Source organism: Pseudomonas sp. DP-17 (assembly GCF_022380625.1).
In the GTDB taxonomy this organism is placed as follows: Bacteria; Pseudomonadota; Gammaproteobacteria; order Pseudomonadales; family Pseudomonadaceae; genus Pseudomonas; species Pseudomonas nitroreducens_A.
In genome coordinates, this window is the sequence record NZ_JAKSXG010000001.1 from 807,416 (window position 1) to 829,183 (window position 21,768).

15 protein-coding genes are annotated in these 21,768 nt (G+C 66.7%); 8 read left to right on the forward strand and 7 right to left on the reverse strand.

Annotated elements, in window-relative coordinates; genetic code table 11:
- The first annotated feature begins 133 nt into the window (after nt 1–133).
- The 5 genes from MJ122_RS03855 to nagE all read left to right on the forward strand — a co-directional run bounded on the left by MJ122_RS03855 (nt 134) and on the right by nagE (nt 7,336).
- Nucleotides 134–895 (forward strand): GntR family transcriptional regulator, encoded by a 762-nt coding sequence (locus MJ122_RS03855; RefSeq protein WP_088419674.1) that lies wholly within the window; start codon nt 134–136, stop codon nt 893–895.
- Nucleotides 896–911: 16 nt separating this feature from the next.
- On the forward strand, nt 912–2,018 hold the full coding sequence (gene nagA, locus MJ122_RS03860) for an N-acetylglucosamine-6-phosphate deacetylase (RefSeq protein ID WP_239742387.1): 1,107 nt from the start codon (nt 912–914) through the stop codon (nt 2,016–2,018).
- Nucleotides 1,999–3,021 (forward strand): SIS domain-containing protein, encoded by a 1,023-nt coding sequence (locus tag MJ122_RS03865; RefSeq protein WP_239742390.1) that lies wholly within the window; start codon nt 1,999–2,001, stop codon nt 3,019–3,021. Before nagA ends, MJ122_RS03865 begins: the two co-directional genes overlap by 20 nt.
- Nucleotides 3,022–3,032: 11 nt before the next feature.
- The gene (gene ptsP / locus MJ122_RS03870) at nt 3,033–5,546 is read left to right on the forward strand and encodes a phosphoenolpyruvate--protein phosphotransferase (protein ID WP_239742393.1); all 2,514 of its coding nucleotides are present in this window, start codon (nt 3,033–3,035) and stop codon (nt 5,544–5,546) included.
- Between the two features lie 83 nt (nt 5,547–5,629).
- A complete protein-coding gene (gene nagE, locus MJ122_RS03875) occupies nt 5,630–7,336 on the forward strand; it encodes an N-acetylglucosamine-specific PTS transporter subunit IIBC (protein ID WP_275590591.1) in 1,707 nt (568 codons plus the stop codon).
- A 43-nt stretch (nt 7,337–7,379) separates the two neighbouring features.
- Here the strand turns inward: nagE and MJ122_RS03880 are convergent, their stop codons facing one another.
- The 3 genes from MJ122_RS03880 to purL form a co-directional block, all read right to left on the reverse strand.
- The gene (locus tag MJ122_RS03880) at nt 7,380–7,697 is read right to left on the reverse strand and encodes a YqfO family protein (RefSeq protein ID WP_017522254.1); all 318 of its coding nucleotides are present in this window, start codon (nt 7,695–7,697) and stop codon (nt 7,380–7,382) included.
- A 183-nt stretch (nt 7,698–7,880) separates the two neighbouring features.
- On the reverse strand, nt 7,881–8,165 hold the full coding sequence (locus MJ122_RS30010) for a CDGSH iron-sulfur domain-containing protein (protein WP_345772972.1): 285 nt from the start codon (nt 8,163–8,165) through the stop codon (nt 7,881–7,883).
- A gap of 56 nt (nt 8,166–8,221) precedes the next feature.
- A complete protein-coding gene (purL, locus tag MJ122_RS03890; RefSeq protein ID WP_239742397.1) occupies nt 8,222–12,118 on the reverse strand; it encodes a phosphoribosylformylglycinamidine synthase in 3,897 nt (1,298 codons plus the stop codon).
- Between the two features lie 290 nt (nt 12,119–12,408).
- Between purL and mltF the strand changes: the two genes are divergently transcribed.
- Nucleotides 12,409–13,884: a membrane-bound lytic murein transglycosylase MltF gene (gene mltF / locus MJ122_RS03895; protein ID WP_017522256.1), complete on the forward strand. Its 1,476-nt coding sequence runs from the start codon at nt 12,409–12,411 to the stop codon at nt 13,882–13,884.
- Between the two features lie 172 nt (nt 13,885–14,056).
- Here the strand turns inward: mltF and tadA are convergent, their stop codons facing one another.
- The 4 genes from tadA to guaB form a co-directional block, all read right to left on the reverse strand.
- Complete coding sequence (gene tadA / locus MJ122_RS03900) at nt 14,057–14,578, reverse strand: tRNA adenosine(34) deaminase TadA (protein ID WP_239742822.1); 522 nt, start codon at nt 14,576–14,578, stop codon at nt 14,057–14,059.
- Entirely contained in the window at nt 14,569–15,972 is a 1,404-nt protein-coding gene (locus MJ122_RS03905) for a multicopper oxidase family protein (protein ID WP_239742401.1), read from the reverse strand. Before MJ122_RS03905 ends, tadA begins: the two co-directional genes overlap by 10 nt.
- Nucleotides 15,973–16,224: 252 nt before the next feature.
- On the reverse strand, nt 16,225–17,802 hold the full coding sequence (guaA, locus tag MJ122_RS03910) for a glutamine-hydrolyzing GMP synthase (RefSeq protein ID WP_017522260.1): 1,578 nt from the start codon (nt 17,800–17,802) through the stop codon (nt 16,225–16,227).
- Nucleotides 17,803–17,883: 81 nt separating this feature from the next.
- On the reverse strand, nt 17,884–19,353 hold the full coding sequence (guaB, locus tag MJ122_RS03915) for an IMP dehydrogenase (protein WP_088419656.1): 1,470 nt from the start codon (nt 19,351–19,353) through the stop codon (nt 17,884–17,886).
- A 148-nt stretch (nt 19,354–19,501) separates the two neighbouring features.
- Here guaB and xseA point away from each other — a divergent pair, with 148 nt between their 5' ends.
- Together xseA and MJ122_RS03925 are read left to right on the forward strand one after the other, a co-directional pair.
- Entirely contained in the window at nt 19,502–20,881 is a 1,380-nt protein-coding gene (xseA, locus tag MJ122_RS03920; protein ID WP_239742405.1) for an exodeoxyribonuclease VII large subunit, read from the forward strand.
- Nucleotides 20,882–20,887: 6 nt separating this feature from the next.
- Entirely contained in the window at nt 20,888–21,643 is a 756-nt protein-coding gene (locus MJ122_RS03925) for a M15 family metallopeptidase (protein ID WP_239742407.1), read from the forward strand.
- Nucleotides 21,644–21,768: the final 125 nt, after the last annotated feature.

Below are 21,768 nucleotides of genomic sequence, written 5' to 3' on the forward strand. Positions count from 1 at the left end.
ACCTCCGAATCATCGCCCATCTGTGACCGCGACTACAGTTCGTCGGCCGACACCTGTGAACCGATCGAGTGGCGTTGACGTGGTATTTAAGTGGTATTAGCGTTAATTCCACTACCTCGCCAACGAGCCGACCATGACCAGCCAGCCCTCCCTGATCAGTGCCGAGCAACGCCTGGAGGCCCTGCGCCCGGACGAGACACTCTCCACCCCGCTCTATCTGCAATTGGCCCGCAGCCTGGAGAGCGCGATCCACGCCGGCCACTGGCGTGCAGAGGAAGCTCTGCCCTCGGAGCGCTACCTCAGCGAATACCTCGGCCTGTCGCGGGTGACCGCCCGCAAGGCACTGGAGGTCCTGCTGGAGCAGGGGCTGGTGCACCGCATCCAGGGCTCCGGCACCTTCATCACGCCGCGTCTGGAGCAGCCGCTGTCGCGTCTCTCCAGCTTCAGCGAAATGCTCCGCCTGAAAGGCTTCACCCCCAGTTCCACCTGGCTGGAGCGCGAGATCAGCCTTCCCACCCACGAAGAAGTGATCCGCCTGGGCCTGTCGCCCACCGAGAAGGTTGTGCGCATGAAGCGCCTGCGCAAGGCCGACGGCGTGGTCATGGCCATCGAGCAGAGCAGCCTGCCGGCACGCCTGCTGGGTGATCCGACTGCGGTGGGCGACTCCCTCTACGCGCATCTGGATGCCATCGGACGTCCGGTGGTGCGCGCCCTGCAGCACGTGCAGGCGGTCAACGCCACTGCCGAAGAAGCCGCGCTGGTGGGCATCAAGCCCGGCACCGCGATGCTGCTGATGACCCGTATCGGTTACCTGGAAGACAACACCGCCATCGAGCTGACCGACACCTACTGCCGCAACGACTACTACGACTTCGTCGCCGAACTGCGGCGCTGATCCGGGAAGACACCCCATGCTCCAAGGCAACATCCTCACCCCCCAGGGCTGGATGGTGGGCCACCTGCACCTGCAGGAAGGCCGAATCCAGCGCATCGAAGGCTCCCTCGGCGATCCGTCGCACAACGACCTGCCCTATCTCCTGCCCGGCTTCATCGACCTGCACGTCCACGGCGGCGGCGGCCACGACATCATGGAAGGCGCCAGCGCCTTTGCCGCGATTGCCCACACGCACCTGCGCTTTGGCACCACCTCGCTGCTGGCCACCACCATGACGGCGCCGCGAGAAGAGATCAGCGTCGTGCTCGACGCACTGGGCAACTACTGCCGGGCGCCGCGCGGCAAGGCCGCGAGAATGCTCGGCGTGCACCTGGAAGGCCCGTTCATCAACTCCGGCAAGCTCGGTGCGCAACCCAACTTCGCCCACGCCGCGGTGCTCGAGGAGGTGGACGAGTTCCTGCGCCTGGCGCCGATCCGGGTCATTACCATCGCCCCGGAAATCGCCGGCCACCTGCCACTGATCAGCGCCTTGGCCGAACGCAGCGTACGCCTGCAGATCGGTCATACCCTGGGCAGTTACGAGGACGGCGTGGCGGCTCTGGAAGCCGGCGCCACCAGCTTCACCCACCTGTACAACGCGATGACCGGCCTGCATCACCGCGAGCCCGGCATGGTCGGCGCCGCCCTGGCCCATGCGCAGTTCGCCGAGCTGATCCCTGACCTGCTGCACGTGCATCCCGGCGCCATCAAGGTCGCCCTGCGCTCGATCCCGTGCCTGTATTGCGTAACCGACTCCACGGCCGCTGCCGGCATGCCCGACGGTGAATACAAGCTGGGTAGCCATACCGTCACCAAGTGTCTGGGCGGCGTGCGCCTGCCCGACGGCACACTGGCCGGCAGCACGCTGACGATGGACCAGGCGCTGCGCAACCTGGTGAAGATCGGCCTGCCCATCGCCGAGGCCTCGCAGCGTCTCTCGCAGTTCCCCGCCGATTACCTGGGGCTGGCCGAGCGTGGTCGCCTCACACCCGGAGCCTGGGCCGACATCGTGCGCCTGGACCGCTCCCTGACCCTCGAGACCGTCTGGGTCGAAGGAGACCAGTTTGACCTCGCTGATGCTTGAAGAAGCGCTGTCCGCCGCCGATGTGGTGGCGCGCCAGTTGACCGTTCTGGACACCCGCCTGCCAGCGCTTGGCGAACGCCTGCGCGACGTCGCGCCGCAATTGGCGATGACCGTCGCCCGCGGCAGCTCCGATCACGCCGCCAGCTATTTCGCCTACCTGACCATGCAGCACACCGGCCTGCCGGTGGCCTCGCTACCGATGTCGGTGGTGACCCTGCGCCAGGCGCCGATGCAGGTGCACGGCCAGGTCGCCTTCGCCTTCTCCCAGTCCGGCCAGAGCCCGGATCTGGTCGACACCCTCAACCGCCTGCGCGAGCGCGGCGCGCTGAGTGTCGCCCTGGTGAACGCCGAGCATTCACCGCTGGAGGTTGCCGCAGAGTTCACCGTGCCGCTTTGCGCCGGCCCCGAACGCAGTGTCGCCGCCACCAAGAGCTTCATCGCCACCCTCAGCGCCGCCACCCGCCTGCTGGCCCACTGGCAACGCGACCAGGCCCTGCTCGAGGCAGGCGCGCGCCTCGCCGCCGACCTCCAGCACGCCGCGGCGCTCGACTGGACGCCCGCTATCCACGCCCTGCGCGACTGCGAGCGACTGATGGTGATCGGTCGTGGCACTGGCTTCGCCGTCGCCCAGGAAGCCGCACTCAAATTCAAGGAAACCTCGGCGATCCAGGCCGAGGCCTTCAGCAGCGCCGAAGTCCGCCACGGTCCGATGGCCCTGGTGGACGAGCACTACCCGCTGCTCATCCTCGCCCCGCGTGGCCCGGAACAGGCCGGCCTGCTGGCCCTGGCCGAGGACATGCGCCAGCGTGGTGCCCGCGTGCTGCTGGCCGCTCCAAACGACATCAGCGGGCGCGACCTGCCACTGGCCACCGCCGCCCACCCAGCGCTGGACCCGATCCTGGCGATCCAGAGTTTCTACGTCATGGCCGCCGGCTTGTCCGAAGCACGCGGTATGAACCCGGACCAGCCGCGGCACCTGAGCAAGGTCACCCGCACTCACTGAGCGCAGCCACCATGAACAACAACAATCTGGCCCTCAAAGCCCCCTTGAGCGGGCCCGTGATGCCGCTCAGCCGGGTCCCCGATCCGGTGTTCTCCAGCGGCGCCATGGGCGAAGGCATTGCCATCGACCCGCTGAACGACTGCCTGCATGCGCCCTGCGCCGGCGTGGTCACGCACCTTGCGCGAACCCGCCATGCCCTGACGCTGAAGGCCGACAACGGCGCCGAACTGCTGCTGCACCTGGGCCTGGACACCGTCCAGTTGCAGGGCCAGGGCTTCGAAGCACTGGTGCAGGAAGGCTCACGGGTCGACGAAGGCCAGCCGTTGCTGCGCTTCGACCTGGACAAGGTGGCGCGCGGCAGCAAGAGCCTGATCACAGTGCTGATCGTCACCAACGGCGAAGGCTTCCAGCTGCGTCCGCTGACCACCACGTCGGTGGAGGTCGGCGCGCCGCTGTTGCAACTCAGTCGGACCGGCACGACGCCCGCGTCCGACGAACGACACGGCGGCAGCAGCGAAACCCGTGGCCGCGTCCGCGTGGCGCTGCACGGCGGCCTCCACGCCCGACCGGCTGCCTTGTTGCGCAAGACCGCGCAGGAGTTCTCCAGCCGCACCGAGCTGCATTTCGGCGGGCGCAGCGCCAGCATCGACAGTCTGGTCGGCATCATGGGGCTGGGCGTCGCCGAACAGGACGAAGTGGAAGTGATCTGCCGCGGCCATGACAGCGAAGCGGCGCTCCATGCCCTCTTGAAGACCCTGGGCACCGCCGACGGCAAACCCCACCCGATTCCTGAGCCCGCCGTCTCCATGGCAGCGCCGCGCGGCGCGGACGAGCCCGGCGTGCTGAACGGGGTCTGCGCCTCCCCCGGCGTGACCAGCGGCCCACTGGTGCGCCTGGGCACCATCCAGCTTCCGCCGGACACCGGCGATGCCCAGCCGGACGAGCAGCACCGCGCATTGGACCTGGCCCTGGAGCGGGTTCGCGATGACGTTCGCGCCACCCTGCAACAGGCCGGGAAACACGGTCGCTCAGACGAGGAAGCGATCTTCTCCGCCCACCTCGCCCTGCTGGAAGACCCCGGCCTGCTGGATGCCGCCGATCTGCTGATCGACCAGCGCGTGAGCGCTACCCACGCCTGGCACCGCGCCGTGCAGGCGCAATGCGGCATTCTCCAGGCACTGGGCAACCCGCTGCTGGCCGAGCGCGCCAACGATCTGCGCGACCTGGAAAAGCGCGTGCTGCGCGTCCTGCTTGGCAGCAAGGGCGAACAGCCGGTTCCGCACGGCAGCCTGGTGGCCGCCGATGAAATCACCCCGTCCGACCTTGGCCCACTGGTCCGTGCTGGCGTTGCCGGCCTGTGCATGGCCGAAGGCGGCGCCACCTCCCACGTGGCCATCCTCGCCCGCGCCAAGGGCCTGCCCTGCCTGGTGGCCCTCGGCCCCCAACTGCTGGAGCTGGAAGAAGGCCGAACGCTGGTACTGGATGCCGATCAGGGCCGACTGGAATACGACCCCAGCGCCGAACGGATCGCCCAGGTTGCCGCCCAGCGAGAACAACGCGAGCAGGCCCGCGAACGCCAGCGCAAGCTGGCCCAGCAACCGGCCCTGACCCGTGACGGCCGACCAGTCGAAATCGGCGCCAACGTCGCCAATCCGGAAGAAGCGGCTGAAGCCTTCGCCGCCGGCGCCGATGGAGTCGGCCTGCTGCGCACCGAGTTCCTCTTCCTTGACCGTCAGCAGGCACCGAGCGAGCGGGAACAGCAGCACGCCTACCAGGACGTGCTGGACGCCATGGGCGAGCGCCGCGTGATCATCCGCAGCATCGACGTCGGTGGTGACAAGCACCTCGCCTACCTGCCGCTGCCCGCCGAGGAAAACCCGGCGCTGGGCCTGCGCGGCATCCGCCTCGGCCAGGCGCTGCCGCATCTGCTCGACCAGCAGTTGCGCGCACTGCTGCAGGTATCGCCGTTGCACCGCTGCCGTGTGCTGCTGCCCATGGTCAGCGAGGTGGGCGAGCTGATCGCCATCCGCCAGCGCCTGGATCAGTTGGCGCAGGAGCTGGGCATCGAGCAACGTCCCGAACTGGGCGTGATGATCGAAGTGCCCTCCGCCGCCCTGCTGGCCGATCAGTTGGCCCAGCACGCCGACTTCCTCTCCATCGGCACCAACGACCTGTCGCAGTACACCCTGGCCATGGACCGTTGCCATGCCGGGCTTGCTGCGCGCATCGACGCACTGCACCCGGCGCTGCTGCGGCTGATCGCCCAGACCTGCGTCGGCGCCGCCCGCCATGGCCGCTGGGTCGGCGTCTGCGGCGCCCTGGCCTCCGAAGCTCTGGCCACGCCGGTGCTGATCGGACTGGGCGTGCAGGAACTCTCGGTGAGCCCCGGCCTGGTGGGTGAGATCAAGGCGCGGGTGCGTGAACTCGACGCCGAGGACTGCCGCCAGCGCAGCCAGGAGCTGCTGGCCCTGGGCAGCGCCCGCGCCGTGCGGGAAGCCTGCGCACGCCTGTGGCCGCAGACCTGACGCCCCAGAACAAGAATCGGACTCAAACCATGACCACTGACCTGATCCAGACCGCACAAGGCCCGCGCCAGCTGCTCGCGCAGTTGTACGGCGCTTTCATCGAAACCCTGCAGCGCCTTGGGCGCGCCCTGATGCTGCCGATCGCGATTCTGCCCATCGCCGGCCTGCTGCTGCGCCTGGGCGACAAGGACCTGCTGAACATCCTGCTGATCCATGATGCCGGCAACGCGATCTTCGCCAACCTGGCATTGATCTTCGCCATCGGCATCTCCGTCGGCTTCGCCCGCGACAACAACGGCACCGCCGGCCTGGCGGGCGCCGTGGGCTACCTGGTGATGATGTCGACGCTCAACGCCATCGACCCCCACATCAACATGGGCGTGCTCTCGGGGATCATCAGCGGGCTGGTGGCCGGCACGCTGTACAACCGCTTCAAGGACATCGCCCTGCCGCAGTACCTGGCGTTCTTCGGCGGCCGGCGCTTCGTGCCCATCGTCACTGGTCTCGCCGCGCTGGGCCTGGGCGTGCTGTTCGGACTGATCTGGCCGCCCGTCCAGAACGTCATCGACAACCTGGGCAACCTGCTGGTGGGCAGCGGCAGCCTCGGCGCGTTCGCCTTCGGCGTGCTCAACCGCCTGCTGATCGTCACCGGCCTGCATCACATCCTCAACAACCTGATGTGGTTCGTCTTCGGCGCCTTCACCGATCCGGAAACCGGCCGGCAGATCACCGGCGACCTCGCCCGCTACTTCGCCGGCGATCCCAAGGGCGGCCAGTTCATGGCCGGCATGTTCCCGGTGATGATGTTCGGCCTCCCCGCCGCGTGCCTGGCGATGTACCGCAATGCCCGTCCGGAACGGCGCAAGCTGGTCGGCGGCCTGCTGCTGTCGATGGCGCTGACCGCCTTTCTCACCGGCGTGACCGAGCCCATCGAGTTCGCCTTCATGTTCCTGGCGCCGCTGCTGTACCTGCTGCACGCGCTGCTCACCGGCCTGTCGATGGCCATCACCGACCTGCTGAACATCCGCCTGGGCTTCACCTTCTCCGGGGGCGCCATCGACCTGGCGCTGGGCTGGGGCAAGTCCACCAATGGCTGGATGCTCTGGCCGCTGGGCCTGTGCTACGCCGCCGCCTACTACTTCGTGTTCGATTTCTGCATCCGCCGCTTCCAGCTGAAGACGCCCGGCCGCGAGGAAATCGACGAGAACATTGGGAGCGAGACGACCGCCAGCACATCCGAACAACGCGCACCGGCCTTCATCAAAGCGCTGGGCGGCGCCGCCAACCTGGAGGTCGTGGATGCCTGCACCACCCGCCTGCGCCTGAAACTGGCGGACCGGGGCAAAGCCTCTGACGCGCAGCTCAAGGCGCTGGGCGCCCTGGCCGTAGTCCGCCCCGGCAAGGCCGGCAGCCTGCAGGTGGTGGTCGGCCCGGAAGCGGACAGCATCGCCGACGAGATCCGCCGAGCGCTGCCGGTGGGCATCCTGCAGGAAAGTGCAGCCCAACCCGTGTGCGAGGATCACGACCAGCAACCGGGGGAACGCGTCTCGTCCCAGGAAGCCGGCGAATGGCTCCAGGCATTGGGTGGCCGGGACAATCTGCGGAGCGTGGAGGCCGTCGCGCTGACGCGTCTGCGGATAACCGTGAAGAACGGCCAGCAGTTGCAGCAAGGCCGCCTCACCGGGCTGGGTTGCCAGGGCATCAGCCAACTATCGGAAGGTATCTACCACCTACTGGTGGGACCGCGCGCGGAAGCGCTGGGACAATCCCTCGGCAATCTGCGCGACTGATACCCGAGCATGAAAAAAGGCGCCTGCGGGCGCCTTTTTTCGCTCAGAACACCATGTCCGACAGCCGCCAGACCTCGAAGGCCGGCGTTTCGTAGGGGTGGGCCTGCTTGAGGGCTTTCACCGAGTCATGAATCAACTCGTCGGCCACGACCATCTCGACTTTCCATTCGGCGACCTGCTCGACGCTGCCGGCCTGGCCGATGAACGGATTGCTGCCCTGCAACGGGCGGAACTGTCCTTGTCCGAGCGCCTGCCAGCAACAGCTGTCATAGGCACCGATGCGTCCTGCACCGGCGGCGAACACCGCTTTCTTGACCGGCTCCAGATGGCTTTCCGGAACGTAGAAACACAGTTTGTACATCGGAGACTCCGATCGAAACAGGGACACAGCCATGACAATGAGAGCCACGGGTGACAAATGCTGCCACAAATAGTGGCACTTTGCCTCTTATGACTTACGGGTCAGGGTGCAAGTTCGACCGCAGGGAATCTGGCTTGTTCGTCTGTGAGTGACTTTGTACGAAATCTGTGACGGACTTCGATCTCACTTGCCACTGAAGCGTCGCCAGCGTTCTTTCAGACTCGGCTTAGCAGGCGCGTGAGAGCCGTCGCAGAACGGCAGTTTCATCGATAGCCCGCAACGGCAGAGCAACAGGTGGCGCTCGCGCCCGACCGTCACTTCCAGCGAGTCGGCACAGCTCGCTGCGGCATCCGGCAGGCAGGCGCACTGCCCGCAACGACACAGGCGCAGGACCTGTCCCGCCTCGACCGCACGAACCTCCGGAAGCCTCTGCTCCTCAGCCAAGATGCTCTGCTCCAGGGACGGCACAAGGAAAAAGGGGAAAGCCGAAGCTTTCCCCTTTCACGCATCGCATCGGACCGGACTCAGCCGACCCAGACGCGGGCATTGCGGAACATGCGCATCCAGCCGCCGTCCTCTTCCCACTCGTCCGGACGCCAGGAGTTCTGCACGGCGCGGAACACCCGCTCCGGGTGCGGCATCATGATGGTGACGCGGCCGTCGCGGCTGGTCAGGCCGGTGATGCCACGCGGCGAGCCGTTCGGGTTGGCCGGGTAGCTTTCGGTGACCTTGCCCAGGTTGTCGACGAAACGCAGGGCCACGGTGCCGGACAGGTCGGCTTCCAGCAGCGCCTCCTCGCTCTCGAACTCCGCATGGCCTTCGCCGTGGGCGATAGCGATCGGCAGGCGCGAACCGGCCATGCCCTGCAGGAAGATCGATTGCGATTCCTGCACCTGGACCATCGCCACGCGCGCTTCGAACTGCTCGGAGCGGTTGCGCACGAAGTGCGGCCAGAACTCGGTGCCGGGGATCAGCTCGTGCAGGTTGGACATCATCTGGCAACCGTTGCACACGCCGAGGGCGAAGCTGTCCTTGCGCTCGAAGAAGGCCTGGAAGCCATCGCGGGCACGGGCGTTGAACAGGATCGACTTGGCCCAGCCTTCGCCGGCGCCCAGTACGTCGCCATAGGAGAAGCCGCCGCAGGCCACCAGGCCCTTGAACTGCTCCAGGCTGGTGCGGCCGGAGAGGATGTCGCTCATGTGCACGTCGACGGCGGCAAAGCCGGCGCGGTCAAAGGCCGCGGCCATTTCCACCTGACCGTTGACGCCCTGCTCGCGCAGGATCGCGATCTGCGGGCGCACGCCTTTCTTGATGTAGGGCGCGGCGATGTTGTCGTTGACGTCGAAGGTCAGCTTCACCGACAGGCCGGGGTTGGCTTCGTCGAGCAGACCGTCGAATTCCTGGTCGGCGCAGTCGACGTTGTCGCGCAGGCGCTGGATACGGTAGCTGGTCTCGCTCCAGATGCGCTGCAGGTTGCGGCGCTGGGCGTTGAAGACACGCTCGCCATTGAAGGCCAGGTCGATCTCGGCGCCGTTGACCGGCTGGCCGATCACCGCCACGCAGTCTTCCAGGCCGGCGGCACTGAACTGGGCCAGCACTTCCGGAGTGGCGGCGCTGCGAACCTGGATGACTGCACCCAGCTCTTCGTTGAACAGCGCAGCAACCAGCTCGTCGCGGCTTTCGGCCAGCGCGTCGAGGTTCAGGTCCAGGCCGCAATGACCGGCGAAGGCCATTTCCACCACGGTGGCCATCAGGCCGCCGTCGGAACGGTCGTGGTAGGCCAGCAGGTGGCCGTCGGCGTTCAGGCCCTGGATCACGGCGAAGAAGGCTTTCAGGTCTTCGGCGTCGTCGACGTCCGGAGCGGCGCGGCCGATCTGGCCATTGACCTGGGCGAGGATGGAGCCGCCCATGCGGTTCTTGCCACGGCCCAGGTCGATGACGATCAGGTCGGTTTCGCCCTTGTCCAGGCGCAGCTGCGGGGTCAGGGTCCTGCGCACGTCGTTGACCGGGGCAAAGCCGGAGATGATCAGCGACATCGGCGAGGTGACGCTCTTCTCGGCGTCGCCATCCTGCCAGCGGGTCTTCATGGACATGGAGTCCTTGCCCACCGGGATGGTGATGCCCAGTGCCGGGCATAGCTCCATGCCGACAGCCTTGACGGTGTCGTACAGGCGCGCGTCCTCGCCCGGGTGGCCGGCAGCGGCCATCCAGTTGGCGGAGAGCTTGATTTCGGAGATCTTGTCGATGCTCGCGGCGGCCAGGTTGGTGATGGTCTCGCCGATCGCCATGCGGCCGGAAGCCGGAGCGTCGATCACGGCCAGCGGGGTGCGCTCGCCCATGGCCATGGCTTCGCCGGTGTAGACGTCGAAGCTGGTGGCGGTGACGGCGCAGTCGGCCACCGGTACCTGCCACGGGCCGACCAGCTGGTCGCGGGCCACCAGGCCGGTGATGGTGCGGTCGCCGATGGTGATCAGGAAGTTCTTGCTGGCCACGGCCGGGTGGCGCAGCACGCGCTCGGTGGATTCGGCGAGGTCCAGGCCGGCCGCAGCGAAGTCATCGCCCAGCTCGGCTTCGCGGGTGACCGAACGGTGCATGCGCGGCGGCTTGCCGAGCAGCACTTCCAGCGGCATGTCCACCGGCTTGTTGCCGAAATGGCTGTCGGCGACGGTGAGTTGCTTCTCTTCCGTGGCTTCGCCGACCACGGCAAACGGGCAGCGCTCGCGTTCGCAGATGGCCTTGAAGGTCTCGAAGTCGGCGGCGTCCACCGACATCACGTAGCGTTCCTGCGACTCGTTGCACCAGATTTCCAGCGGGCTCATGCCGGGCTCGTCGTTGGGCACGTTGCGCAATTCGAAGCGGCCACCACGGCCGCCGTCGTTGATCAGTTCCGGCAGGGCGTTGGAGATGCCGCCCGCACCCACGTCGTGGATGAACTTGATCGGGTTGTTCTCGCCCATCTGCCAGCAGCGGTCGATGACCTCCTGGCAGCGGCGTTCCATTTCCGGGTTCTCGCGCTGCACCGAGGCGAAGTCCAGGTCAGCGGCGGAAGCGCCGGTGGCCATGGAGGAAGCCGCACCGCCGCCCAGGCCGATCAGCATGGCCGGGCCGCCGAGCACGATCAGCTTGGCGCCGACCGAGATCTCGCCCTTCTGCACATGGTCCTCGCGGATGTTGCCCATGCCGCCGGCGATCATGATCGGCTTGTGGTAACCACGGACTTCTTCACCGCGCGGTGTGGCGATGGCCTGTTCGAAGGTACGGAAGTAACCGGCCAGGTTCGGACGGCCGAATTCGTTGTTGAACGCGGCACCGCCCAGCGGGCCTTCGATCATGATGTCCAGCGGGGTGACGATGCGCTCGGGCTTGCCGTAGGGCACTTCCCAGGGCTGCTCGAAACCGGGGATGTTCAGGTTGGAGACGGTGAAGCCGACCAGGCCGGCCTTCGGCTTCGCACCACGACCGGTCGCGCCTTCGTCGCGGATCTCGCCGCCGGAGCCGGTAGAGGCGCCGGGGAAGGGAGCAATGGCGGTCGGGTGGTTGTGGGTCTCCACCTTCATCAGGATGTGCACCGGCTCTTCGCTGGCGCCGTACTGGCGAGTCTCGGCGTTCGGGTAGAAACGCCCCGCGACGAAGCCCTTCATCACCGCGGCGTTGTCCTTGTACGCGGACAGCACGCCTTCGCGGTGCATTTCATAGGTGTTCTTGATCATGCCGAACAGGCTCTTGTCCTGAGCCTGGCCGTCGATGTCCCAACTGGCGTTGAAGATCTTGTGGCGGCAGTGTTCGGAGTTGGCCTGGGCGAACATCATCAGCTCGACGTCGTGCGGGTTGCGGCCCAACTCGACGAAACTCTTCACCAGGTAGTCGATCTCGTCTTCGGCCAGGGCCAGGCCCAGCTCGAGGTTGGCCTTCTCCAGCGCGGCGCGACCGCCGGCGAGGATGTCCACCACGGTCAGCGGCTTGGGCTGGGCGTGGCTGAACAGGGCGGAAGCTTCTTCGAGCTGGTTCAGGACCAGCTGGGTCATGCGGTCATGCAGGCGGGCGGAGACGGCTTGCGCGTCGGCCTCGCTCAGCTCGCCGCTGACGTAGTAGGCGATGCCGCGCTCGATGCGCTCGATCTTGGCCAGGCCGCAGTTGCGGGCGATGTCCGACGCCTTGCTCGACCAGGGCGAGATGGTGCCGAAGCGCGGCACCACCAGGAACAGGCGACCGGCGGGTTCCTGTACCGGTACGCTCGGACCGTATTTCAGCAGGCGGGCGAGGACCTGTTCTTCCTCGGCGTTGAGGGCTCCGGTGACCTCGGCGAAGTGCGCAAACTCGGCATACAGCCCGGTGACGGCGGGTACATGCTGGGTCAGCAGGTCGAGCAGTTTGCCGTGGCGGAAAGCGGAAAGGGCGGGAGCACCGCGCAGGATCAGCATTGTCGGAACAGCCTCTGGAGACGGGGAAGTGTGTGGGGCCGGACGGGCCGGCCCACAGAGGCCGTGCATTCTACCGTAAAGCGTTGCTTGGCGGCAGCTTTCAAGTACCTTCCTTGCCGCTGCTGCGGCGGAAATCGCCATTCATCTTCGAAGGACTTCGAGCGACCTAGGAAAAATCCCAGTCGAGCGGCCTTCAGCAGGAAAAATGCCGACGAACGGCACCCCAGCTAGCAGAGAAGCTTCGAGCTGTCGAGATATGGCGCACAACGGCCTTTGCGTATACTGCCCTGATGCTTGCCCTGACTGTGTCCCGTGTGCGCTGCACCGCCTGGATCTTGGCGACCTGTATCTTTCTGCTGCTTTCCGGCTGTAGCGAGGCGAAAGCCCCGACGGCCCTTGAGCGCGTGCAGAAGGACGGCGTGCTGCGCGTGATCACCCGCAACAGTCCGGCCACCTACTTCCAGGACCGCAACGGCGATACCGGCTTCGAATACGAGCTGGCCAAACGTTTCGCCGACAGCCTGGGCGTGCAGCTGCAGATCGAAACCGCCGACAACATCGACGACCTCTACGACCGCATCGGCCGCGACGGCGGGCCGAACCTGGCGGCCGCCGGCCTGACGCCGGGCGGCGAGCGTGACGGCCAGGTGCGCTACTCGCACTCCTATCTCGACGTCACCCCGCAGGTCGTCTACCGCAACGGTGCGCAGCGCCCTACCCGCCCCGAAGACCTGGTGGGCAAGCGCATCGTCGTCTTGAAGGGCAGCAGCCATGCCGGGCAACTGGCCGAGCTGAAGAAGCAGTACCCCAAGCTGGAATACCGCGAATCCGACGCCGACGAAATGGTTGACCTGCTGCGCATGGTGGATGTGGGCGAGATCGACCTGACGCTGGTGGATTCCAACGAGCTGGCGATGAACCAGGTGTACTTCCCCAACGTCCGCGTCGCCTTCGACCTCGGCGATGCCAAGGGCCTGGCCTGGGCGCTGCCGGCCGGCGATGACAACAGCCTGATCGAGAAGGTCAACGCCTTCCTCGACAAGGCCAAGCAGGACGGCCTGCTGCAACGTCTGAAAGATCGCTACTACGGCCACGTGGACGTCCTGGGCTACGTTGGCGCGTACACCTTCGCCCAGCACCTGCAGCAACGTCTGCCCAAGTACGAACAGCACTTCCGCCAGAGCGGCACCAAGCTCGAGGCCGACTGGCGTCTGCTGGCAGCCATCGGCTACCAGGAGTCCATGTGGCAGCCCGACGCGACGTCCAAGACCGGCGTGCGCGGCCTGATGATGCTGACCAACCGCACCGCCCAGGCCATGGGTGTGGCCAACCGCCTGGACCCCAAGCAGAGCATCCAGGGCGGCAGCAAGTACTACGTGCAGATCAAGGACGAGTTGCCGGACAGCATCAAGGACCCGGACCGCATGTGGTTCGCCCTGGCCGCCTACAACATTGGCGGCGCTCACCTGGACGACGCGCGCAAGATGGCCGAGCAGGAAGGCCTGAATCCGAACAAGTGGCTCGACGTAAAGAAGATGCTGCCGCGCCTGGCGCAGAAGCAGTACTACCGCAAGACCCGCTACGGCTACGCGCGCGGCGGCGAGACCGTGCACTTCGTGCAGAACGTGCGCCGCTACTACGACATCCTCACCTGGGTAACCCAGCCGCAAATGGAAGGCGGCCAGCTCGCCGAAAGCGGCCTGCACCTGCCGGGCGTGAACAAGACCAAGCCCGAAGATGACGAGGGGCGGGATCAGAAGCTCTGAGGCTTCGACCCCAACTGACGTCGCCGACTTGCCACATCGAAACGATCGCGGACGGAGTCCGCTCCTAAGCGGATGTCGAGCATTGGGCAGGAGCGGACTCCGTCCGCGATAGGCGAAGCGCTGCACATGGCCGAGCGGGTTCGCGAGCAAGGACTGGGCGTCCCCCTCGATCCTACAGAGAGCCCTTGCGCCGCGCCTTGAAGAAAGCCGACAACATCGCGCTGCACTCCTCCCCCAGCACCCCGCCCTCCACCAGCACCCGGTGATTGAGGAAGTCCTGCTCGAAGAAGTTGCCCCGACTGACCACAACACCGGACTTCGGCTCGGTGGCGCCGAACACCACGCGCTGGATGCGTGAGTGCACCAGCAGGCCGGCGCACATGCTGCAAGGCTCGAGCGTCACATACAGGGTGCTGCCGGGCAGCCGGTAATTCTGCGCGGCGGCGGCGGCTTCGCGGATGGCGACCATTTCGGCATGGGCGCTGGGATCGCATGAGGTGATCGGCCGGTTGAAACCGCGACCGATGATCTGCCCGTCCAGCACCAGCACGGCCCCTACCGGCACCTCGCCCAGGGCCGCGCCCCGCTCGGCCAGCGCCATGGCTTCGCGCATGAAGGGGATATCCTGGCTGCGGTCGATGACCGGCACCAGTCCCTTCACCGTCGGGTGCCCCTTGCTGTTGGTCAGCCGCACCATGCCTCGCCCACCGCGATGGTTCCCATCAAGCCGGTCTCCATGTGATCGATCACGTGGCAGTGGAACATCCACAGGCCGGGGTTATCCGCCACCAGCGCCACGCGTGCCGTTTCATTCTTGCCCAGCAGGTAGGTGTCGGTGAAGTACGGGATGATGTCCCGGCGATCGGAGTCCAGCACCTTGAAGGCCATGCCGTGCAGGTGGATCGGGTGCTGGTACTGGGTCATGTTGCGCAGCACGAAGATGTAGCTGTTGCCTTCCTTGAGCTTCGCCAGCGGCGGTGCGTTGTGCTTGTGCTCCTCTCCGCCCTGCCAGGCCACGCCGTTGATCTGCCACAGCGAAGGCACCGACTGGCCCTTGGAGTAGTCGGACATGGCACCGACCCACTCGAATTTGAAGTTGATGGTCTCGGCGTTCTTCAGGTCCGGCTCGGCCACCGGGTTGTGCGGCAACGGAGCCGGCCACTGCGCGGTCGGCGCCTTGGTGTTGGCCACGCCACGGATGGTCGCCAGGCGCACCGGACCGTTGCGCAGCGACAGCTCGGCCCCTTCCGCCGGGCCACGGATGCCCAGCTCCAGACGCATACCCGGGCCGATCCAGTACTGGTCGTTCGGGCCCCTGCCGAAGTCGCGCGGCTCCACCGGATGGCCGTCGATGGCGTAGATCTTCGCCTCGGCACCCGGCAGGTTGAGGCGGTAGGTCACGGTGTTGTCGACGTTGAGGATTCGCACCCGGACAATCTCGCCGGCCGGCAATTCGATCACCGGCGTGCGTTCGCCGTTGATGGTCGACAGGCGCCCGCGAGTGCCTTCGCGTGCAGCCTCGCGCGGTACGCTGAAGGGCGTGAAATTACCCTCCTCGTCCACATGCCAGGTCTTCAGGCAGAGGATCTTCTCGCGGGTGAACGCGCTCGGCTCGCGCTCGTCGATGATCAGCGGCCCGACCAGGCCGCGGCCCAGCTGCTCGCTGCTCATCAGGTGCGGGTGGTACCAGTAGCTGCCGGCGTCCGGCGTCTTGAACTGGTAGACGAAGCTCTCCCCCGGCTGCACCGGCGGCTGCGAGATGTAGGGCACGCCGTCCATCTCGATGGGCAGGCGGATGCCGTGCCAATGGATAGTGGTCGGCTCGTCCAGCTTGTTGGTGAAGCGCACCCGCAGCCAGTCGCCCTGGCGCGCGCGGATTTCCACGCCGGGGGCCTGGCCGCCATAGCCCAGGCCAGGGGTCTTGTGGCCGGGCACCAGCTCCAGGTCCAGCGGCGCGGCGATCAGTTCGTAATCGTGCTCGGCGGCGACTTCCGGGCGCGCCAGCCAAAGGCGCGCACCACCGGCGCCGAGGCCGAGCACGGCCAGGCCGGCGATGCCGCCGAGTACTTGTCTACGGGTAAACGACATGGGTCCAGATCCTCGAACAAGGGACTTCGAACAAGGGACTTGCGACCCCATCGGCTTTCACGGAGGTTGGCGCGTTTCGCGCCTGGCGCCAGGCTCTTGCGGCCGGCTGCTGCTCTAAGGCAATGGCAACTGTGCATGAAGGCGCTAACGCCTCTCATGCGCCAGGTCAAGGACGGGGCTTCCGTCCTCGCCCGCCGAAGAAAGCGGCGAGAGTGCCGCTTCCTTCGTTAAGGAAACGTTAAACGTCTCCGATCATTCCCACTCGATGGTCGCCGGCGGCTTGCTCGACACGTCGTAGGTCACGCGGGAGATACCTTCGATCTCGTTGATGATGCGGTTCGAGACCTTCTCCAGCAGCTCGTACGGCAGGTGCGCCCAGCGAGCGGTCATGAAGTCGATGGTTTCCACGGCGCGCAGGGCGACGACCCAGGCGTAGCGACGGCCATCGCCGACCACGCCGACGGATTTCACCGGCTGGAACACCACGAAGGCCTGGCTGGTCTTGTGGTACCAGTCGAAGTTGCGCAGCTCTTCGATGAAGATGTGGTCCGCGCGACGCAGCAGGTCGGCGTACTCCTTCTTCACCTCGCCGAGGATGCGCACGCCCAGGCCCGGGCCGGGGAACGGGTGGCGGTAGACCATGTCGTAGGGCAGGCCCAGTTCCAGGCCGATCTTGCGGACTTCATCCTTGAACAGCTCGCGCAGCGGCTCGACCAGTTCGAACTGCATGTCTTCGGGCAGGCCGCCGACGTTGTGGTGCGACTTGATCACGTGGGCCTTGCCGGTCTTGGCGCCGGCCGACTCGATCACGTCGGGGTAGATGGTGCCCTGGGCAAGGAACTTCACGTCCTGCAGCTTGGTGGCTTCCTGGTCGAAGACCTCGATGAAGGTCTTGCCGATGATCTTGCGCTTCTGCTCCGGGTCGCTGACGCCAGCCAGGCGGCCGAGGAACAGCTCTTCGGCGTTGGCGCGGATGACCTTGACGCCCATGTTCTCGGCGAACATGGCCATCACCTGGTCACCCTCGTGCAGGCGCAGCAGGCCGTTGTCGACGAAGACGCAGGTCAGCTGGTCGCCGATGGCCTTGTGCAGCAGCGCCGCGACTACCGAGGAGTCGACACCGCCGGACAGGCCGAGCAGCACCTTGGAGTTGCCGACCTGGGCGCGCACGGTGGCGATGGCGTCGTTGACGATGTTGGACGGGGTCCACAGGGCTTCGCAGCCGCAGATGTCCAGCACGAAGCGGGAGAGGATGCGACCGCCCTGCTTGGTGTGGGTCACTTCCGGGTGGAACTGCACGCCGTAGTAGCCGCGGGCATCGTCGGCCATGGCAGCGATCGGGCAGCTCGGGGTGCTGGCGAGGATGTGGAAGCCGGCCGGGATCTCGGTGACCTTGTCGCCGTGGCTCATCCACACGTCGAGGCCGAACACGCCGTCTTCGTCAACGTGATCTTCGATGCCGTCCAGCAGGCGGGCCTTGCCGACCACGTCGACGCGGGCGTAGCCGAACTCGCGCAGGTCAGAGCCCAGCACCTTGCCGCCCATCTGCTCAGCCATGGTCTGCATGCCGTAGCAGATGCCGAACAGCGGCACCTTCAGGTCGAACACGGCCTGCGGCGCGCGCGGGCTGTTGGCTTCGTGCACCGACTCCGGGCCGCCGGCCAGGATGATGCCACGCGGGGCGAAGGCGCGAACCTCGTCGTCGCTCATGTCGAACGGATGGATCTCGCAGTACACGCCGATCTCGCGGACGCGGCGGGCGATCAGCTGGGTGTACTGGGAGCCGAAGTCGAGGATCAGTATCCGGTGAGCGTGAATGTCTTGGGCCATGGCCATCTCTCGTAGCGAAATTCTTAAACGACACGGGGCTGTATCAAGCAGCCCCGTGTCCGACTCATTAACCGAAAACCCTCAACCTACGCGGTAGTTCGGGGCTTCCTTGGTGATCTGCACATCGTGGACGTGGGACTCGGCCATGCCGGCGCCGGTGATGCGCACGAACTGCGGCTTGGTGCGCATGTCCTGGATATCGGCGCTGCCGGTGTAGCCCATGGCGGCGCGCAGGCCACCCATCAGCTGGTGGACGATGGCGGTCAGCTGGCCTTTATAGGGCACGCGGCCTTCGATGCCTTCGGGCACCAGCTTCTCGGCGCCAGCGGAGGCGTCCTGGAAGTAGCGGTCGGAGGAACCGGTGGAGCCGGCCATGGCGCCCAGCGAGCCCATGCCACGGTAGGACTTGTAGGAGCGGCCCTGGAACAGCTCGATCTCGCCCGGAGCCTCTTCGGTACCGGCGAACATCGAACCCATCATCACGCAGTAGGCGCCAGCCACCATGGCCTTGGCCAGGTCGCCGGAGAAGCGGATGCCGCCGTCGGCGATCAGCGGAACGCCGGTGCCTTCCAGGGCTGCGGCGACGTTGGCGATGGCGGAGATCTGCGGCACGCCGACACCTGCGACGATGCGGGTGGTGCAGATGGAGCCCGGGCCGATGCCGACTTTCACGGCGTCGGCGCCGGCGTCAGCCAGCGCCTTGGCCGCTTCGCCGGTGGCGATGTTGCCGCCGATGACCTGTACCTGCGGGAAGGTTTCCTTCACCCAGCGCACGCGGTCGATCACGCCTTTGGAGTGGCCATGGGCGGTGTCGACGACGACCACGTCAACGCCAGCGGCGACCAGGGCGGAAACACGCTCGCCGGTGTCGGCGCCGGTGCCGACGGCAGCGCCGACGCGCAGACGGCCCAGGTCGTCCTTGGAAGCCAGCGGGTAGGTCTTGGCCTTCTCGATGTCACGGAAGGTCACCAGACCGGTGAGGCGGAACTTCTCGTCCACCACCAGCATCTTCTCGATGCGGTTCTCGTAGAGGGCCGCCTTGATTTCTTCCAGGGCAGTGCCTTCACGGGCGGTGACCAGCTTTTCCTTCGGGGTCATGATCGCGGAAACGCTGTCGCCGACGTTCGGCTTCACGCGCAGGTCGCGGCCGGTAACGATGCCGACCAGCTCACCCTCTTCCACCACCGGGAAGCCGGAGAAGCCGTATTCGCGGGCGATCTGCAGCAGCTCGATGATCTTGGTCGAGGGGGTCACGGTGACCGGGTCGCGAACGATGGCAGTCTCGTGCTTCTTGACCTTGCGGACCTCGGCGGCCTGCTGCTCGATGCTCATGTTCTTGTGGATGATGCCGATGCCGCCTTCCTGCGCCATGGCGATGGCCAGGCGGGCTTCGGTCACGGTATCCATCGCGGCGGACACCAGCGGGATGTTCAGTTCGATGCCACGGGTCAGACGAGTCTTGAGACTCACGTCCTTGGGCAGGACTTCCGAATAACCTGGAATCAGGAGGACGTCGTCGAAAGTGAGGGCTTCTTGGCTGATGCGCAGCATGGCGGGGGCTCCCGATCGGGAAAAATGGAAGCGCGGCATTATATCTCAGTCAGTGGGTCCGGCTCAACGCAACCGGACGATCTGAATGAAGCATTCATGGACCTCGTGCGCTGGCCCCTGTCCGCGGGCGCGCTTATCATCCTTCGCCATGCAGAATGATCCCTTCCAACGGCTGGGCCTCGACCGCGAGGTTCTGACCGTCAGCCAGCTCAACCAGCGCGCCCGCCACCTGCTGGAGGACGTGTTCCCGCAGGTCTGGGTCGAGGGCGAGATCTCCAACCTCGCGCGGCCTGCGTCCGGGCATATGTACTTCACCCTCAAGGACAGCAACGCCCAGGTGCGCTGCGCGCTGTTCCGTCAGAACGCCCTGCGCGTGCGCCAGGCCCTGCGCGACGGCCTGGCCGTGCGGGTGCGCGGCAAGGTCTCGCTGTTCGAGGGGCGCGGCGACTACCAGTTGATTGCCGATGCGCTCGAACCGGCCGGTGACGGCGCATTGCGCCTGGCCTTCGAGGCCTTGAAGGAAAAGCTCGCCGCCGAGGGCCTGTTCGCCGCCGAACGCAAGCAGCAACTGCCCGCCCATCCCCGGCGCATCGGCATCGTCAGCTCGCCCACCGGCGCGGTGATCCGCGACATCATCAGCGTGTTCCGCCGCCGTGCGCCGCAGGTCGAACTGACCCTGATCCCGACCGCCGTGCAGGGCCGCGAGGCCATCGGGCAAATCGTCCGTGCACTGAAGCTGGCCGACGCCCAGGGCTTCGACGCGCTGATCCTGGCCCGTGGCGGCGGCTCGCTGGAAGACCTCTGGTGCTTCAACGAGGAACCGGTGGCCCGCGCCATCGCCGCCTGCGTGACGCCCATCGTCAGCGCCGTGGGCCATGAGACCGATGTCTCCATCAGCGATTTCGTCGCCGACGTGCGCGCGCCCACGCCCTCGGCGGCCGCCGAGCTGCTGGCGCCCCACAGTGGCGACCTGCAGCAGCGCCTGGACAGCCTGCGTCGCCGGCTGATCCTGCGCATCCAGGACCGCCTGACCCGCGAGCGCCTGCGCCTGGAAGGCTGCGCGCGGCACCTGCGCCACCCCGGCGAGCGTCTGCGCCAGCAGTCCCAGCGCCTGGACGACCTGGACATGCGCCTGCGCCGCGCCTTCGAGCGCCAGCTGCACATCCGCCAGGAGCGCGTCGCACGGCTGGACACCCGCCTTGCCGCACAGCACCCCGGCCGCAATCTGGCGCTGCTGCGCCAGCGCCTGGAAAACCTCAGCGCCCGCCTGCCCCGCGCCACCAACGCGATCCTGCGCGAGCAGCGCCAGCGCCTGGACGGCCTGATGCAGACGCTGCACATCGTCAGCCCGCTGGCGACCCTCGGCCGTGGCTACAGCATCCTGCTGGATGACAAGGGCCAGGCGATCCGCAGCGCGGCACAGACGAAGAACGGCCAGCGCCTCAAGGCCAGGCTGGGCGACGGCGAACTGGAAGTCCGCGTGGAGGACAACCACCAGGCGCCCGTCACTCTTTCCCTGCTGGACTGATCAACGATGACCGACCTGCTCGCGCCGATCCTGCCGCAACCCGATCCGGACTGGGCTGAAGCCTTCCGTGTGCCCATCGTTGAGTGCAACCAGCCGTTGCAGGCGCTGGGCATCGCCACCGGCTTCGCGGTGTGGCCAGCGTATCACCGCCTGGGCGTGCCGAACGCGCAGCCGGAGTGCTACGCGCGCACGGAAGTCTTCGAGCGCCTGCTGCATGCCGCGAGCCTGTTGCCGGACGGCATCCGCCTGGTGATCCTCGATGCCTGGCGGCCCTTCGCGGTGCAGCAACACCTGTACGACACGCTCTACGACATTCTCCATCAGCACGAGCCGGACGCCGATCCCCGCGAGCTGACCCGGCGCACCCGCGAATTCGTCGCGCCGCCCAGCACCCGCGCCGAATCGCCCAGCCCGCACCTCACCGGCGGTGCCATCGACCTGACCCTGTGCAACAGCGAAGGCCGCTGGTTGGACATGGGCAGCCTGTTCGACGAGGCAACGCCGCGCTCCTACACCCGCCATTACGAAGAGATCGCCAAGCCCGACGAAGCCCAGCGCCGCGCGCGCGACAACCGCCGGATGCTGTTCAACGCCATGCTGGCGGCGGGCTTCAGCAACCTCTCCAGCGAATGGTGGCACTACGACTATGGCGACCAGCTGTGGGCGGCGCACCTGGGCAAGCCTCACGCCATCTATGGCCCGGCGCAGGTGCAGTCGCTGGAGCAGCTGTGGCGCCAGCAACTGGAAGGGCTGCGCCGCTAGCAGCTGCTTTTGTAGGATGGATTGGTCTGCTGCACAACTGGATTCCGCTTTCGACGAAATCTCCGCGCCCGCCGCAGCGGCCCGTGTAGACTGCGCGCTTCGTCCGCCGACTCGTCCACGGATAG